The 17268-nt window shown below is 65.6% G+C and carries 14 protein-coding genes and 2 pseudogenes; 8 read left to right on the forward strand and 8 right to left on the reverse strand.

What is annotated here, in order from left to right; translation table 11 throughout:
* The first annotated feature begins 4 nt into the window (after window positions 1-4).
* The 7 genes from flgH to DRB87_RS04970 all read left to right on the forward strand — a co-directional run bounded on the left by flgH (window position 5) and on the right by DRB87_RS04970 (window position 7083).
* Complete coding sequence (flgH, locus tag DRB87_RS04940; protein ID WP_130027729.1) at window positions 5-670, forward strand: flagellar basal body L-ring protein FlgH; 666 nt, start codon at window positions 5-7, stop codon at window positions 668-670.
* 10 nt (window positions 671-680) lie between these two features.
* Window positions 681-1832, forward strand: coding sequence for a flagellar basal body P-ring protein FlgI (locus DRB87_RS04945; protein WP_206100070.1), 1152 nt, complete (start codon window positions 681-683; stop codon window positions 1830-1832).
* A gap of 17 nt (window positions 1833-1849) precedes the next feature.
* Complete coding sequence (locus DRB87_RS04950) at window positions 1850-2170, forward strand: hypothetical protein (RefSeq protein ID WP_130025091.1); 321 nt, start codon at window positions 1850-1852, stop codon at window positions 2168-2170.
* A gap of 40 nt (window positions 2171-2210) precedes the next feature.
* Window positions 2211-3542 carry a hypothetical protein gene (locus tag DRB87_RS04955; protein WP_130025092.1) on the forward strand — a complete coding sequence of 444 codons (1332 nt, stop codon included), beginning with the start codon at window positions 2211-2213 and terminating at the stop codon, window positions 3540-3542.
* A 25-nt stretch (window positions 3543-3567) separates the two neighbouring features.
* Window positions 3568-4464, forward strand: coding sequence for a hypothetical protein (locus DRB87_RS04960; protein ID WP_130025093.1), 897 nt, complete (start codon window positions 3568-3570; stop codon window positions 4462-4464).
* 54 nt (window positions 4465-4518) lie between these two features.
* Window positions 4519-5697 carry a hypothetical protein gene (locus DRB87_RS04965; RefSeq protein ID WP_130025094.1) on the forward strand — a complete coding sequence of 393 codons (1179 nt, stop codon included), beginning with the start codon at window positions 4519-4521 and terminating at the stop codon, window positions 5695-5697.
* Between the two features lie 159 nt (window positions 5698-5856).
* Window positions 5857-7083, forward strand: coding sequence for a flagellin (locus tag DRB87_RS04970; protein WP_130025095.1), 1227 nt, complete (start codon window positions 5857-5859; stop codon window positions 7081-7083).
* A 164-nt stretch (window positions 7084-7247) separates the two neighbouring features.
* Here DRB87_RS04970 and DRB87_RS04975 read toward each other — a convergent pair whose 3' ends face one another.
* From DRB87_RS04975 to DRB87_RS05005, 8 genes and pseudogenes are all read right to left on the reverse strand, one after another.
* Window positions 7248-7931 carry an NAD(P)-dependent oxidoreductase gene (locus DRB87_RS04975; protein WP_240756278.1) on the reverse strand — a complete coding sequence of 228 codons (684 nt, stop codon included), beginning with the start codon at window positions 7929-7931 and terminating at the stop codon, window positions 7248-7250.
* Window positions 7820-8203: pseudogene (locus DRB87_RS23410) on the reverse strand (glycerate dehydrogenase); the annotation flags it as partial. The gene DRB87_RS04975 and the pseudogene DRB87_RS23410, both read right to left, overlap by 112 nt.
* A 29-nt stretch (window positions 8204-8232) precedes the next feature.
* A complete protein-coding gene (tkt, locus tag DRB87_RS04980) occupies window positions 8233-10212 on the reverse strand; it encodes a transketolase (RefSeq protein WP_130025096.1) in 1980 nt (659 codons plus the stop codon).
* Window positions 10213-10316: 104 nt separating this feature from the next.
* A complete protein-coding gene (locus DRB87_RS04985) occupies window positions 10317-12170 on the reverse strand; it encodes a TRAP transporter large permease subunit (RefSeq protein ID WP_130025097.1) in 1854 nt (617 codons plus the stop codon).
* Window positions 12167-13210, reverse strand: a complete 1044-nt coding sequence (locus DRB87_RS04990) for a TRAP transporter substrate-binding protein (protein ID WP_130025098.1) — start codon at window positions 13208-13210, stop codon at window positions 12167-12169. Before DRB87_RS04990 ends, DRB87_RS04985 begins: the two co-directional genes overlap by 4 nt.
* Before the next feature lie 98 nt (window positions 13211-13308).
* Entirely contained in the window at window positions 13309-14073 is a 765-nt protein-coding gene (locus DRB87_RS04995; protein ID WP_130025099.1) for an SDR family NAD(P)-dependent oxidoreductase, read from the reverse strand.
* Between the two features lie 53 nt (window positions 14074-14126).
* The gene (locus tag DRB87_RS05000) at window positions 14127-15125 is read right to left on the reverse strand and encodes a transketolase family protein (RefSeq protein ID WP_130025100.1); all 999 of its coding nucleotides are present in this window, start codon (window positions 15123-15125) and stop codon (window positions 14127-14129) included.
* Window positions 15122-15969: pseudogene (locus tag DRB87_RS05005) on the reverse strand (transketolase). The gene DRB87_RS05000 and the pseudogene DRB87_RS05005 overlap by 4 nt, the downstream one beginning before the upstream one ends.
* Before the next feature lie 177 nt (window positions 15970-16146).
* On the opposite strand from DRB87_RS05005, the gene gcvA reads away from it, so the two are divergent.
* Window positions 16147-17064, forward strand: coding sequence for a transcriptional regulator GcvA (gcvA, locus tag DRB87_RS05010; RefSeq protein WP_240756184.1), 918 nt, complete (start codon window positions 16147-16149; stop codon window positions 17062-17064).
* The last annotated feature ends 204 nt before the right edge of the window (window positions 17065-17268 follow it).

Consider the following 17268-nt stretch of genomic DNA (forward strand, 5'->3'; position numbering starts at 1 on the left):
CCGAATGCGCTGTCGTAGCGCGGGTGCCGGGGTCACGGTGGTGCTCGCCGTGGCGCTCACGGGCTGCGCGGGCTTTCTGCCGCCGCAGCTCGAAGAGAGCGACGACCTGCCGGGCGTGGCCGAGATGTCGTCGCAAGGGCAGGCGGGCGGGCTCTTTTCAGCCGGGCACGCCTTGTCGCTCACCTCGGATCAGCGGGCATTTCGCGCGGGCGACGTGTTGACCATCGTGCTGCAGGAGCAAACGCAGGCCAGCAAGCGCGCGGGCACTCGACTGGACAAACGCAGCGACATGTCGATCGACGACGCCACGCTGATGGGAAAGCCGCTCATCGGCGATACCGCGCTCGGTGCGCGACGGGGCTTTCGCGGGGATAGCTCGAGCACGGCGCAGAACACACTGCGCGGCGCGATCACGGTGATCGTGCATCGGGTGTTGCCTAGTGGGCTGCTGCACGTGCGCGGCGAGAAGCGGTTGTTTCTGAACCAGGGTGAGGAAACCGTGCGCGTGGCCGGCTATGTGCGCGCGGGCGATATCGATACGACCAACCGTGTCTCGTCGCTGCGCGTGGCTAATGCGCGCATTCAGTATTTCGGCACGGGCGCGCTGGCCGACAGCAACAATCCCGGCTGGCTCACACGATTTTTCAACAGCCAGTTCGCACCGCTCTGAGGGAGCCCGTATGTTCAGAATGCCTGACGCGCTCGCGCGCGTGCCTCGCTGGTTCAACGCGTTGACCTTGTCGGCGACGATCGTCATGGTGTCGATGACGACGATCTCCCCGGCCAGTCATGCGCAAACCGTGCGCCATTACGTCAACGTGGAAGGCGTGCGCGACAACCAGCTTGTCGGCTACGGTCTCGTCGTGGGGCTGGCCGGCACCGGTGACGGCCCGCGCTCGCGCCATTCCAGCCAGTCGCTCGCCAACTTGCTCAAGCAATTCGGCGTCAGCATGCCCGAGAACGTGCAATTGCGCTCGCGCAATGTCGCCGCCGTAATGGTCAGCGCGACCTATCCGTCGGGCTTTCTCCGCGGACAGACCATCGATGTCACCGTGTCGTCGATGGGCGATGCGCGCAGCCTGCGCGGCGGTACGCTGCTGCTGACCCAACTTCGTGCCGTCGACGGCCAGACCTATGCGCTTGCCCAGGGCAACCTCGTCGTGAGCGGGATGCAGGCCGAGGGGCGCAGCGGGTCGCGCGTGCAGAAGAACACGCCGACCGCCGGGCGCGTGCCCAACGGGGCGACCATCGAGCAGGAGATTCCCGTGCCGGCCGGCGAGGGCGGCGCGATGCGCCTGAGCCTGAAGCGTCCGGATTTCCAGCTCGCGGCGAATATCGCCGACGCCATCAACACCCGCTTTGGCGAACGCACCGCGCTGGCAAAGAACGGCAGCACCGTCGAGGTGACATCGCCAGACGACGCCGATGCGCGCGTGCGCTTTCTCGCCGAGGTCCATGCACTGCCCGTGCCGGGGGTGAGCCGGGTGCCGCGCGCGGTCATCAACGCGCGATCGGGCACGGTAGTGATCTCGCAGGGCGTAACGGTGCGGCCGGTCGCCGTGTCGCATGGCTCGTTGCGCGTGACGGTGACCGAGTCGCCCGTCATCGCCCAGCCGGCCCCGTTTTCGCGCGGCCGAACGGCGGGCGCGGCACGCTCGCGCGTCGACGTCGCGGAAGACGAAATGGATATCCACGTCTGGCCGGCCGGCGTCGATTTACAGACCATCGTCGACAGTCTGCGCCGCTCCGGCGCCACGCCCGACGATGTGATTTCGATTCTTCAGGCGCTGGACGAAGCCGGCGCGCTGAACGGCGAGCTGCATGTGATTTGAGACCGATGACCCCACCGATGACGCCGAACCCCTTGCCTATTTCCACCGCCCGGTCGCCTTTGTCTGAGGCAGGCGCAACGCCGGTTGCGCCGAGTGCGACGCTCGAAGCCGCCGCCGAACAGTTCGAAGCGATCTTCGTCGCCCAGTTGCTCGGCGAAATGCGACGGGCGACCGAGGCGCTGCGCGACGATCGCGATGACGCCGGCGCGCTGGGCAAACGCGACCGCACGACGCACGGCCTGCACGAATGGGCGGACACACAGGTCGCACAGGCGCTTGCGGCGCGCCGTGCATTCGGCATCGCCGACATCATCATCCGGCAAATGGCGGGGCGCTGAGCGCGCGCTGCGCCGATACCGACAGGACAGGCACTGAACCATGAACATGCTGAATATCGCCACGCAAGGCGTGAAAACTGCGCAGTCGCTGCTCGACAACGAGGCCCTCAACATCTCGCAGATGAGCAATTCGGCGTATACGCGCCGCAACGTGCGCGTCACGTCGCGCGCCGACGGCACGGTGCAGGCGCAAGACGTCGTTCGCGTGGCCGGGCTGGAGCAGCGGCGTCAGTTGTGGCGCGCCGTGTCCGGCGCCAGCGAACTGGACGTGCAGAAGCCGCACCTCGCCGCGCTGCTCACGCAGTTGGGCGGGACCGACGTGGCCAGCGATCCGCTCGGCCTGCGCGAGTTCGTCGGCGCACTCGATCACGAAGCCCAGACGCTTGGCAGCGATGTCCATGCTGACGGCGTCTTCGCGGCGCTGGGACGTGTCGCCGAGCGCACCAACGCGATGTTCTCCGCGTTGGAGCGCCTGCGAGATACCGTCAACGCGGTGCGGGGCGGGGAAGCGGAAAAGGTGAATCGCCTCACGACGGCCCTGGCGGATCTGAATCGTCTGCACCGTCTGGCGCCGGACGAGGCGGGCCGACTGGCCATCGAAGATCAACGCGATCAGACGCTGGGCGAATTGGCGGCGTTTCTCGATGTGGATGTGCGGGACGACGCCAGCGGGGCGTATCACGTGCTTACCCGAAGCGGACAACCGCTCGTCCTGGGCAATCGCGCAGCGCAACTGGAAGCGCGTCCGGATGGCGGCTATTCCGTCGTGGCGGGGTCGTCGCGTGTGGATGTGCCGGCCAACACGCTCGGCGGACGGTTGGGCGGCCTCGACAGTTTCCTCACGGGAGCCCTCGACTCGCGCATCGCGGATATGACTGACGTTGCGAGCACGCTGGTCGATCAACTGAATCGGGCGCATGCCGATGTGGCTTCGGGCGATTTCAGTGACACGCCGTTGCTGAAGCTGAGCACTGGACCAGATGGCTTGCCGATGATGCAGCGCACGGTCCAGACAGCGCAGGACCTTGCTCTGGACACGGACAGCGCCAACGGAAATGGCAAGACGTTGCATCGTTTGAAGGGGGCGATCGGCGGCCCGGTGGCGCTTTCGGGGCGCGTGGGGACGACGCTTGTCGAAGCCATGAGTGCGCTGGCTGCCGAGACAGGCCGTCGTGTAAGCGAGGCCGAAGCGAGCACCGCGTCGGCGGGGGCCGTGCTGGTCTCCGCGCGCGCCCAGTTTCAGAAGCAGGCGGGCGTCGACGAGACGGAGTCGGGCGGTGCGCTCATGGCCTACATGAAGCTCTACCGCGCGAACGCCCGGGTGGCCTCGGTGGCCAACGAGCTGTTCGACGCCACGCTGGCCATGGTCTGAGCGAAGCTCGGCAAAGGACATCCTCATGCAAATCCATCATCACTTCAGCCGGTTCGAACGCGAGCACGTGCTGCGCGACATGAACGAGCGACTTGAACGACTGACCGACCACGCGCGGGAGGAGAAGCGCGTGCTTCGCGCGTCGGACGATCCGGTCGACTTCGAGCGCATCGCGCGTATCGACCGTGCGCAGCAGACCCTCGCGCAGCGCACCAAGGTCATTGCCAGCCTCGAGGCCGATCTCAAGCAAGTGAGCGTGAGTCTCAAGAACGCTCACGACCGGTTGAGCGCCTTCAAGAGCGATGTCGTGACGAAGGCGGGCGGGCTGCAAGGTGGCGAGACTCAGGACGATGTCGGCAAGATTCGTGCGCTGATGCGCGGTCTCACGGACGCGTTCAACATTCGTCGCGCCGACGGCAGCCACGTCTTCGCGCGCATTGGCGCGCCCATCACCAACACGGCGGGGCCAGACGCCGCCACGACGAATTTCACGTTGGCGACGAACGGGCACGCGCCGGCTTCCATCGAGATTGGCGACGGGCTGCACCATACCCATCCGCCGCATATGTGGCACGGGTTGCCTGATCTGCTCAATCGCCTCGGGGCCGCCGCGGCGACATTGACGAATGACCTCGACGCCGATGCGGCCGCGGTACTGCGTGAGTTGACCGAGCCGATCGACGATCAGGTGACCCGGATTGCCGACGTGCAATTCGCGAATGACCACAGCGCAAAACGTCTCGAGGCGGTGCGCAAGGAGCATGGGGTGCACAGCGAGGTGCTCGTCAAGGCGCGCCTCGCGATCGAGGGCAAGCCCGCCACCGAAGCATTCCCGGAACTGATGGCCTTGTATCGCGCCATGTCGGCTGCGCGTACGGCACATGCCGAGGTGGGCAAGTTGTCGTTCTTCGATGTCCTCTGATGGCATTCGATGCCGTCATGTGGCCACATCGTCTGAACAAACAGGACACGACTCATGGTTGACGTGATTCGAGAGATTCCCGGGAGCCCGGCGCTCGACGACGCGCGCAGCGCGGCCCGCGGGAATCTGCGTCGGGGCGACACCGCGCAACCCGGCACATCGACGCGCGCGTTGACAGGTGCGCGTTCGACATCCGCTACGCCGGGGGTGACCGGCGCCATGCGCGCGGGCGCGTCGGCACGGCTGGCGTCCTCGGGCGCGGCGCAAGTCGACCGGCAGCGTGTCGCCCAAGTCGCCGACCTGATTTCGACGCATGCCACGGCCAGCCGTGCCAGTGCGGGCGCGCAATGGCTATCGACGCTTCATGCGTCGGCCAGCGCGGCGTTGGCGTCGCTATCGCGTTGGCGCGCCGGCGATCCGGCATCACACGCACAGGCACACCGGGCCTTGGAGGCGTTGGCGGTCCAATGGGACGCCCGCGAGCGCGCAAGCCTGGGGACGGTCGATGACCGGCTGCAATTCGATGAAAAAGGCAGCGTGCCGAAGCGGTTCACGGTCGAGGGCGTTGCCCCCGCGCAGTGGCGTGCGTCGAAAGCCGAGCACATCACGCTTTATCCCGCCGGGCCCTACCAGGCGGGTGTCGAGATCGACGTGGCGAACGCGGTGTCGCAGGCGGCATTGCGCCGTCGCGCAACGCGCGCGCTCGCCGCCTATGGCGTGACGCTGGAGCCGTCTCCCCCAGCGCCGGAGCGCGGGTGGGTGATGAGCACCTCCGGCGCCGCGTGGCCGTCGCTGGCGTCGCGTTTTGCCATTGCGCAAACGGCGTCGCCCACCTCGCCGCAGGTCATCTCCGGTGGCGCCGACGGGCACCCGCGACGCGCAATGCTTCGCGAGGCACCCGATGCCGTCGCCCCTCGGACATGGCGCGTCGATGGGTCAGACGGCGTCACGCAAACGCGACGCGTGCTCGCATCGATGGTGCGCAGCGTTCGTGCGGCTCACGCATTGGCAAAGCACACGGCACGGACGTCGGCGCAGGACGTCAGTCGTGCGCCGACAACTGACGGGCGTGTGGCGACCGATAGCAGCGCCTACGAGATGGCAATCGCCTCGGCAACTGCGTGGACGACGCGGCTGGGCAAGCAGCCGCCGTTCGTGGCGCTGAGGCTCGCGATGCCGGCGGGTATGCCCGTCACGCGTGCCAATGTTCGGGCGTTGCTGGTCGATCGGTAAGGGCAGGCGCGTGTCGTGCGCGAACGCCGACAAGGGGCTCGTCAGATGGGAAAAATCATCGCCGAAAGGCATTAACAATTTATGCGAAGGGACGCCTTATCACGGTGAGGCAGACAATCCAGTCTGCCAAATTGCTCACCAGCACAAGGAGCCCTAGCAATGTTGACTCTGCACACCAACGTGGCGCAAATGTCGTCGCTGAATTCGCAACGCAGCACTGGCGGCAAGCTGAACGCCATCATGCGCGACCTGTCCACCGGCACCAAGAACGACCTGTACAAGAACGATCCGGCGGCGGCCCGCATTTCGGCCATGCTCAACATGCACGCCAGCGGCACCAAGGCGGCCATCAGCAACATGAAGTACGCACAGTCGAGCACTCGCGTTGCCCAGGGCGCGCTGGACAAGGCCAACGAACTGCTGGTGACCATGAAGGATCTGGCCACGCAGGCCAAGGATGGCCTGAAGGGCGACGCCGAGAAGACCGCGCTGCAACAGCAATACACCAACAACGCACAAGCGCTTCAGGCGATCTTCGAGAACACCACCTTCGCCGGCAAGAACCTGTTGAAGATGGAGTTCGGCGGCACGGCGACGGGTATTCTCGCCGCCGGCAAGATCGACCTGCAAGTCGGCGCGGGCGCGGCCGAAACGAAGGTCATGGACATCAGCAGCGATCTGCAAAGCCTGTTTGCCAGCGTTGGTAGTGCCACGGCCAATTTCGGCGCACAGACGACCTCGTCGTACCCGGCCGGTGTCTCGTTGACGGCCGCATTGGGCGCCGGTACTGACGGTGATGCCGCGGCACAACTGATCCAGGACCTTTCGGCGAAGCCCGGCATCGGCGCTATCCTGAGCAAGGTGCAGAACGCCACGGGCAACGTGACCTGGGAGGCCGGTCTGTCGACGATGATCGAAGGTCTGGCGGCAGGTACTCGCGCCGATTTCGCTGCGTTGCGCACGGCCCTCACCACGCCGCTCAACACGCTCGCGGCCACGGCGGGAAACTCGCTCGATCTGGGTGAGCAAGCCAAGCTCTTCAACGCCTTCGACGAAGTGCTGAACGCGCGCTTCAATGCGCCGTCGACGCAACTGCTCGACGCGCCCTCGGCGTCAAACGCCATCACCAACCTCGAAACCGCCATCGGCCAACTGGCTACCGTGCAAGCGAGCATCGGTGCCGCCATGATGGATCTGGACGGTCGCGAGGAAGTGCAATCGACGCTGCTGCAAAACACGCGTGAAGCCAACTCGCGTCTGAACGAAGTCGACTTCGCCGAATCGGTGTCGGAGCTGACCAAGCTGCAAACGCAGATGAACGTGAACCTGCAAATGCTGCAAAAGGCCGGCGAAATGCCGAGCATGATCCAGATGCTGCTGCGTTAATCGCACTCGTCACGCGGTACCGGCCGGTGAAGTCTGCCGGCCGGCAAGTGTGAACAGGAAAGCCAACGGTATTGCACCGTTGGCTTTTTTCATTTCACCTTGACGCCATCGCGGCCACGTCAACGTGACCCGCGACTATCAAGAACGCGATGGCATCCCGACATTCACACCTCGTTTATCCTCGCCCCACCCACGAACGCCTCGATATTGGCGATCAGTTGATCGGCCAGCGCCTGCTGCGCTTCGTCCGATGCCCAGGCGACGTGCGGCGTGACGATTACGTTGGGCCGATGCGCGGCTCGCATGAGCGGGCTGTCGGCCGGAGGCGGCTCGCCGCCGGCTGCGACGTCGAAACCGGCGCCGCTCACCCATCCTTCGTCGAGCGCGGTAACCAGGTCGGCTTCGTCGACGAGTCCGCCGCGGGCCGTGTTGATGATCAACGGCCGGCGTTGCATCGCGCGAAATTCGGGAAGCGCCAGCAGCCCCTGAGTTTGCGGCGTGAGCGGGCAATGCAGCGTGATGATATCGCTAGTGGCCAGCATTTCCTCCCAGGGCGTGTAGAGCGAGCCGAGTCCGCTTCTTCCCTTGTGCGCGGCGAACAGCGGCACCATGCCGAAGGCCCGGCCAATTTCCGCGACGCGTTGGCCGAGCCCGCCCGCGCCGATGATGCCCAGGCGCGCGCCGCGCAGGTCGCGAATGGGATGATCGAAGAAGCAGAACTGTCCGGCGCGCTGCCAGGCCCCCCCAGCACGTCGTCGCGATAAGCGACCAGATTGCGGCGCAGCGCGAGAATGAGCGCGAAGGTGTGCTCGGGCACGGTGTCCACCGCATAGCCGCGGATGTTGCACACGACGATCTCGCGGGAGCGGCACGCCGTCTTGTCGACACAGTCGGTGCCGGTAGCCGCGACCGCGACGAGTCTCAGCGCGGGCGCTTCGTTCAGCACCGCCTCGCGCAGTGCGACCTTGTTGGTGATGACGATGGTCGCATCGGCCAGGCGCGCCGTGACTTCATGCGGCTGCGTCTGGTCGTATTCGATCCATTCGTGTGCGAAGCCGGGGCGGCGCAGGCGAATCTGCGGCGCGAGCGTCGCGCGGTCGAGAAAAACGATTTTATGCATGGTCGAGAGGTGTGACGGTGCGGCGCGATTCAAAGGAGGCGCATGGCCTGCGATGCAACCTGCTCGGCGGTGATGCCGAAGTGTTCGTAAAGCGCCTCGGCGGGTCCGGAGGCGCCAAAGCCGGTCATGCCGACGAAGGCGCCGCGCTCGCCGAGATAGCGGTCCCAGCCGAGGCGCACCGCCGCTTCGACGCCGACGCGCACGGTGCCGGGCCCGAGCACGGCAGCGCGATAGTCGGCGTCCTGCGCCTCGAACAGCGACCAGCACGGCATCGAGACCACGGCGGTCGGCACGCCGTCGCCCTGCAAGCGCGTGCGGGCGGTCAGCGCCACGGCGACTTCCGAGCCGGTGGCCAGCAAGGTGACTTGCCGCGCGCCGCCTTCGGCTTCGGCCAGCACGTACGCGCCGCGCCGTGACATATTCTCATCGACGTGTTTGGCGCGCACCCGTGGCAGCGCTTGGCGGGCGAACACCAGCGTGCTGGGGCCCGCGCGGTGTTCGAGCGCGAGCATCCAGCACTCGGCGGCCTCGACCGCATCGGCCGGGCGCATCACCTGCATGTTCGGCATCGCCCGCAACGACGCCAGGATCTCGACCGGCTGATGGGTCGGGCCGTTCTTGCCCACGCCGATCGAGTCGTGACTGAAGACGAATTTGACCGGCAAGCCCATCAGCGCGGCCATGCGCATCGCCGGTCGCTCATAGTCGGAGAACGCCAGATAGGTCACGGCCAGCGCGATCACGCCGCCGTGCGCGGCCATGCCGTTGGCCATCGCGCCCATCAAATGCTCGCGTACACCGCAATGGACATAGGCGCCGGCCCGCTCGCCGGGCGCGAAGGCCCGCAGTTGCCGCTTGTGTCCGGTCGGCGCCTCCAGATCGGCGCAACCGACCATGCGCTCCGGCAGATGCGGCGTGAGCAAGTCGTTGATATCGGCCGAGATCATGATGCCCGCCGGCGCCTCGTCGCTTTGCATCGCACGCTGGCGATAGTCTTCGAGCACCTCGCGCCAGCCCTCGGGCAGCGCGCCGGCTTGTATGCGCTCGAACTCGGCGCGCTCGGCCGGTGCCAGCGCCGCTAAGCGCTCGTGCCAGGCGCGGTATTCGGCCTGGCTGCGGCGCCCGGCGGCACGCCACGCGTCGAGCACCGGGCCCGGCACCTCGAACGGCGCGTGCGGCCAGTCGAGCGCATCGCGCATCTGCTCGGCGTCGGCGGCGAACAGGTGGCCGCTGTGGCCGCCGCGCTGACCCTGCAGGCGCGTGATGCCGTGGGCGATGACGGTGCGGCATGCCAGTAGCGAGGGGCGCGGGTCCTGACGCGCGATTTCCAGTGCCGTCGACACCGCGTCGAGATCGTGACCGTCGACTTCCTGCACATGCCAGCCGGCCACGCGAAAGCGCGCCGCGACATCTTCGCTGATCGACAGTTCGGTGCTGCCGTCGTCGGTGATGCGGTTGTCGTCCCAACACAGAATCAGCTTGCCCAGGCGCAAGTGCCCGGCCAGCGAGATCATCTCCTGGCCGATGCCCTCCTGCAGACAACCGTCGCCGACAAACGCGTAGGTGTAGTGGTCGACAATGCCGCGGCCAAAGCGGGCCGCCAGGTAGGCCTCGGCGATCGCCATGCCCAGCGCATTGGCAATGCCTTGCCCGAGCGGTCCGGTGGTGACCTCGATGCCGGCGCCGGGGTCATATTCCGGATGGCCGGCGCAATGCGAGCCGAGTTCCCGGAACGATTGGATCTGATCGAGCCCGATGCGCGCGTAGCCGCTCAGGTAAAGCAGCGAGTAAAGCAGCATCGAGCCGTGGCCGTTGGAGAGCACGAAGCGATCGCGATCGGCCCAGGTCGGGTCGGCAGGATTGAATTTGAGCTGGCGCGTAAACAGCGCCGTGGCGATCTCGGCCATGCCCAGTGGCACGCCCTGATGCCCCTCGCCGGCTTGCAGAATGGCATCGATAGACAAAAAGCGTATTGCGTTGGCCAGCGCCTTGGCATCGGTGTGCGACATGTCAAAAGCATCCTTCGCGCGGCCCTTGGCAGGGCCGCGTCAATCAAGAAGTAAGTCACGGAGTGTCTGTGTGCGGCAACGCCTGGGCGCGCCGCACCCGGGGTTCAAAGGAACCCGGTGGAGATCCACGGCACGGCCACGACCACCGCCAGGCCCGCGGCAAGCGCGCCCAGATACGGCCAGATGCGGCGCAATCCGGCGTTGGGGTCGACCCGGCCGATGGTGCAGGCCGCGTAGTAGCCCAGGCCGAACGGCGGCGTGAACAGGCCGATGCCCATGGCGAGGATGACGGTGATGGCGTAATGCACTTCGTTGATGCCGGCCTGGCGCGCGATCGGGAACAGCAGCGAGCCGAACAGCACCATCGCCGGAATGCCTTCGAGCACGCTGCCGAGGACGACAAAGGCGATCACCGAGATGAACAGGAACCCATATGCGCCGCCCGGCATGCGCGCCATGGCATCGGCCAGCGCCTGCGAGAAGCTCGCCTGGGTCAAGGCCCACGCCATCGCGGTGGCCGCGCCGATGATCAGCAAAATCGCGCCGGACAGCGATGCGGTTTCGACCAGCATCGGATAGATGCGCCGCCAGTCGAACTGTCGATACACCAGCAGTCCGATCACCACCGTATAGGCAATGCCGATGGTGGAGACTTCGGTGGCCGTGGCCACCCCCTCGGCGACCGCATAGCGGATCAGCACCGGCAAGACAAGCGCCGGCAGCGCCACGACCAGCGTGCGCAACACGGTTTTGAGGCTCGCCCGCGGCACTTCGGCCGCCGCGTCCCCCGTGCGCCGCCGCGCGATCACCGCCAACGCCAGCGCCAGCACCAAGCCCGGCAGCAGCCCGCCCTTGAACAATGCCGCGATCGACACGCCCGTGACCGAACCGATGATGATCAATACCAGCGACGGCGGAATCGTCTCGGCCATCGCGCCGCAGGCGGCCAGCAGCGAAACCAGCTCGCCCTCGGGAATGCCGCGCCGTTTCATTTCCGGAAACAGCACCGGCGCCACTGCCGCCATATCGGCCGTCTTGGCGCCCGAAATGCCGGAGACCAGCAGCATCGCACCGATCAATACGTAGGACAGTCCGCCCTTGACGTGACCCAGCAGCGAAGCGAGAAAGCCCACCATCGCCTTGGCCATATGGGTCATTTCAATGAGCTGGCCCAACAGGATGAACAGCGGCACGGCCAGCAGCACCAACGAGCTCATGCCCTCGTTCATCTGCCCGGTGATGACCGCCAGCGGCGTGGTCGTGGTGGTGAGCAGGCAAGCCACCGTGCACAGCCCGAAGCAAAACGCGATCGGCAACCCGACCAGCACGCCCCCGCCGAGCAACAGACCAAAGAAGATCACCAGATTCCAGTTGCCCATGTTCGCCAGCAGATCGCGCCCGCCATACAAAGCGAGTGCGATAAGCGCCAGCGCGCCGAATCCGAGCAGCAGCTCGCGCGTCCGGTACCGCATCAGCCGCACCGCGCAGATCGCCAGCATCAGCGCGGCGCCCACCGGTACTGCCGCCGCGCGCACGGTGTCGTGCAGGCCCAACACAGGCGTCTGCACGATCCACTGATCCGATGCGTAATCGATCGACGGGCCGAGCATGATGACCAGAAAAAGGCAAGGCGCGCCGATCGCCAGCACCTCGGCAAACGCCTTCCATCGGCCGGGTAGCCGCGCGGCCAGCACCGTCATGCGCATGTGGTGCCCGCGCCGCAGGGCGACGGCCGAGCCGAGCATCGCCAGCCACAGAAACAGGATGGACGCGATTTCGTCACTCCATACCAACGGGTGGTTGAAGACGAAGCGCGCGACGATGCCAATCAGCAGGATCACGACCTCGGCCAGTACCGCGATTGCCGAGGGGATCTCGATCAGCCAGCCGAGCGCGCTGTCGCAGCGCCCCTGCCAGGCAGGCAAGGCGTGCTCGTCGATCGAGAGCGCGCTTGTCATGCCAGTGCCCCGGTGGTTTGCTGCAGCAGATCCCAACCCTGCGCGCCGAACTTGGCGCGCCAGTCGCGATAGAAGCTGGTCTTGCTCAACTGCTCGCGGAACGCCTGCTTGTCGGCGTCGACGATCTGCAGCCCCTTGCTGGCCAAGCTCTGGCTCAGCGTCGAGTTCAGCGCGGCGATGTCGGCCCGCTCTTCGGTGGCCGCGCGATCGAACTCCGTGAGCACGATGGCCTGCACGTCGCTCGGCAGGCGCTTGAAAGCCGCCGGGTTGCCTAGAATCCAATAGGCATCCCAGACGTGGCTGGTCATGCTGACGTACTTCTGCACTTCATAGAGTTTCGCAGTGGAGATGATCGGCAGCGGATTTTCCTGACCGTCGACCAGACGGGTCTGCAGCGCCGAATACAGTTCATTGAAGTTGATCGGCGTGGGTCCGGCCTTGAGCGACTGGAACAGCGAGATCAGCATCGGCGCGACCGGCACGCGAATCTTGAATCCGTGCAGATCGTCCGGCGTGCGGATCGGCTTGGTCGACGAGGTGATCTGACGGAATCCGTTGTCCCACGGACGCGACATCGCGAGCATGCCGGCCTTGCCGATTTGCGCCTGCATGTATTTGCCCAGATCGCCGTCCATGGCTTTCCAGACGTGATCGTAGTCGGGGAAAGCGAAGCCGGTGTTGGCGATGCCGGCGGCCGGCACGAGCGTGGAGAGCACCGAGGCAGCCATGTTGATGAATTCGACCCCGCCATTGCGAATCTGCGACAGCAAATCGGTGTCGGAGCCGAGCTGATTGCTCGGAAACACGCGAATCTCCAGACGCCCGCCGGTGGCCTTGAGAATGCGCTCGGCGGCCTGTTTGGCGCGCACGTTCACGGGATGGCTCGGGTCCTGGCCGGTGGCCAGCTTGTAAGAGAACTGCGGCGCCGAAAACGCCCTGCCGGAGACGCTCACCAACGGCGCGGCCACCGACAGTGCTGCACCGGCTTTCAGAAAGGTACGGCGGTTGATGCGGGTTTTCGTGTTGGAATCCGTGCTCATAATGTGCTCCTCCGGTGATGGCGTGTACCGCTGTTGTAGTTTTAACGCTTGCTTGAACCGCGCCGGCGCGCCGCAGCGCGCCGGGGTGATGCGACGGCTTAACCGTGAATCAGCATGCCGCCGTTGACGTCGATCACCGCGCCGGTGATGTAGGACGAAAGATCGGAAGCGAGGAACGTGAAGGCGCCGGCCACGTCGTCGGGCACGCCGATGCGGTTCAGCGGAATTCCCGCCAGGATTTCGACCTGCTTTTCGTCGCTGATCTTGCCGGCGTTGATGTCGGTGTGAATCAGGCCCGGTGTGACGCAATTCACGCGAATGCCGTCAATGCCGAATTCGCGTGCCATCGCCTTGGCCAGGCCCAGCACGCCGGCCTTGGCGGCGGAGTAATGCGGGCCGCCCAGGATGCCGCCGCCGCGCTGCGCCGACACCGACGACATGCAGGCGATCGAGCCGCTGTGCTGCTTTTTCATCTGAGGAATGACGGCTTGCGACAGATACAGCACCCCGCGCAGATTCACGTCGAGGATCTTGTCCCAACTCGCCGCGTCGATGTCGAGCAGCTTGACCGGCTGGGTGATGCCGGCGTTGTTGACCAACACGTCGATCTTGCTGAAATCGCCGACGACCTGCTCGACCGCGGCCACGCACGCTTGCTTGTTGGTCACGTCGCAGGCATAACCGCGATGCCCTGCGCCAAGGCTCGCCGCAGCCTCGTTGGCGGCCGCCTGATCGAGGTCGAGGATGGCCACACGCGCGCCGTGCCGGGCAAACATGCGCGCGGTGGCGATGCCGATGCCGCGCGGCGACGCTGCGCCGGAAATGACGGCAACCTTGCCGTCCAGAAGTTTTGTCTCGCTCATTTTGTCATCCTAAGGTAGGGCACTCGACGGATTTTCGTGAGGGGGAGGACGCGTCAGCGCAGCCAGGTTTTCACGGTATCGGTCATGGTTTGCGTGGAAATGCCGTAGCGATCGTGCAGGGTCGGCAGTGCGCCAGCATCGAGAAATGCATCGGGCAGGCCGATCTGACGGAACGCCGGTGTCACGCCATGGGAGAGCAGCACGCCGGCAACTGCCTCGCCAAGCCCGCCGATCACGGTGTGGTTCTCGGCGACCACCACCAGACGGCCACTGCGGCGCGCCTCGCGCAGAATCGCGGCGGTATCGAGCGGCTTGATGGTGGGCACGTGCAAGACGCCCACGTCGATGCGGTCGTGCGCCAGCGTCTTGGCGACTTCGAGCGCGCGCATCGTCATGATCCCCGACGAAATGATCAGCACGTCGGCGCCGTCGCGCAGTAGCTTGGCCTTGCCGAGCTCGAAGCGATAGTCGTATTCGTCGAGCACCGCCGGCACGTTGCCGCGCAGCAGGCGCGCGTAGACCGGGCCGTGATGAGCTGCCATGGCGGGCACCATTTGCTCGATCTCCACCGCGTCGCACGGATCGATCACCGTCAGGTTCGGCATGGCGCGAAACAGCGCCAGATCCTCGGCAGCCTGGTGGCTCGGCCCGTAGCCGGTGGTCAGACCCGGCAGCGCGCAGACGATTTTGACGTTCAGATTGTCTTCGGCGATTGCCTGATGAATGAAGTCGTAGGCGCGGCGCGCGGCAAATACCGCATAGGTGGTGACGAACGGCAACGCGCCCTCGTGGGCCAGGCCGGCGGCCGCGCCCATCAGCAGTTGTTCGGCCATGCCCATCTGGTAATAACGTTCCGGAAAGGCTTGCGCGAAGAGGTGCAGGTCGGTGTATTTGCCGAGATCGGCGGTCATGCCGACGACGTCGGCGCGTTCGCGCGCCAGCGCCACCAGGGCGTTGCCGAAAGGTGCGGCGCGCGTGGCCTGGCCATCGCCCGCGATGGAGGCGATCATCGCCGATGTCTTCAGGCGCGGCTTGCTTGCGGCGGTGTTCATGCTTGTCTCCCGGCGTCGAGCGCTTGCAGCGCGAGTTGCCATTCGTGCGCCTCGACCCGAATGAAGTGGTTTTTCTCGCGGGCTTCGAGGAACGGCACGCCGCTGCCCATTTTGGTGTCGCACACGATCATGCGCGGGCATGCGCCGCGGTGGGCGCGGGCCGCGTCGAAGGCGGCGATCACGGCGGCCAGATCGTTGCCGTCGATGCGCTGCACGAACCAGCCGAAGGCCTGCAGCTTGTCGACCAGCGGCTCGAAGGCCATGACCTGCGTCGACGGTCCGTCGGCCTGCTGGTTATTGACGTCGACGATGCCAATCAGGTTGTCGAGCTTCCAGTGGCTGGCCGACATGATGCCCTCCCACACCGCGCCCTCATCGAGCTCGCCGTCCGAGAACAGCGTGTACACAAAGGCGTCCGAGCCGCGCCGCTTGAGGCCCAGGCAACGTCCCACCGCGATGGTCAGGCCCTGGCCAAGCGAGCCACCGGACATTTCCATGCCCGGCGTATAACTGGCCATGCCCGACATCGGCAAGCGGCTGTCGTCGCTGCCATACGTCTCCAATTCTTCCTCGGGAGGATGCCGGCCTCGATCAATGCCGCATACAAGGCAATCGCGTAGTGTCCGTTGGACAGCAAAAAACGGTCGCGTCCGTCCCATTCGGGGTCGTCGGCCCGCAAGCGCAACGCGTGGCCGTAAGCGACCGCGAGGACGTCGGCGATATCGAGAGCCTGGGCAATGTAGCCCTGACCCTGCACCTCGCCCATGCGTATCGCGTTGCGCCGGATACGGTAGGCACACTCCGCGAGACGGGCATGCAACCCGGGGTCGCTCGTAGTCACCATGTTCTCCTTGTCCCGGCCGTCGCGCCCAGGCGCGACCGGATGAGTTTTAGGAATGCGGGCGCGCAACCGCCGCCTCGCAAGAATCTGGGCTTGGGCAAGAGGCTTGCCGTCGCAGCCAGTGAAATAAGCTTAAAGAGTTGAATGCGCCGGCTCAAACGAATTAATATGGGCCTATCGGTGAATTCAATTCACGTATTCGTTGCGATGCACAATCACGTCACGCTCAAGTCAGTTCAGGCTTTCGAGGCCGCCGCGCGGCTGTCTTCCTTCGCGCTTGCTGCGGAGGAATTGTTCGTGACGCCATCGGCGATCAGTCATCAGATCAAGCTTTTGGAAGAGCAGTTGAGCGTCAGGCTGTTCCATCGCGTGCATCGTGCGGTCGTCCTGACCGACCTGGGCCGGCAATACGCCGAGGAAGTCGCGGCGGCATTCGCGCGCATCGATCACGCAACCCGGGAGCTGGGTCGAGCCGCCAAGAGCGACATCCTCACGATCCATTGCACGCCGAGCTTCGCCACGCAATGGCTGATGCGGCGCCTGGCGCGCTTTAGCGCACTTCACCCGGACATCGATGTGCGCCTGAACGCCTCCGCCGGCGCGGTCGACCTGCTGTCGGAGGAGATCGACGTCGATATCCGTTATGGCGCCCGCAAGTTGCAGCCGCCCGGCGCGATGGTCTTCGAGCTGCCGCCCGAGATCGTCGCACCGCTTTGCTCGCCAGAACTTGCGTGTGGCAAGCATCCGATCATCCGGGCGGCTGACTTGCAGCATCACACGCTGATTCACAGCGAGGGTTGTCTGGTGGGCTGGCGCGACTGGATGCGCCAGCATCGCAAAGCGCCGCTCGACGTCACGCGCGGGCCGCGTTTCGACCGCTCCTTCATGTCGATCAGCGCGGCCGTCGACGGTTTGGGCGTTTGTCTCGATAGCCTGCTGCTCGCGCAACGCGAGCTCGAAACCGGCCAACTGGTTGCCCCGCTCGGCCTGACGGGACTCACGGTGCGGGGCTATACGCTGAATGTGCTCAAATCCCGCGCGGAACTGCCGAAGGTGCGCAGTTTCCACGACTGGCTGTTCGGCGAGCTGGAGAAATGAATGTGCGCGCGTCGTGCGACAAAATAATCTGGTCGTGTCCAACCCCGGCGGGCATAAAAAAAGCGCAGTCCAACGGCTGCGCTTTCGCTATCGGGCGAGGAGCAGGGTGCCAGACCATCCTTGCCCGCTGAGTTGCTCCCTGGCTTTCCACCCCGAAGCACCCAGGTGGCGCGTGACACAAAAAGCCACAAAATTGCGCCGTCG

Source organism: Pandoraea sp. XY-2, assembly GCF_004193915.1.
GTDB lineage: Bacteria > Pseudomonadota > Gammaproteobacteria > Burkholderiales > Burkholderiaceae > Pandoraea > Pandoraea cepalis.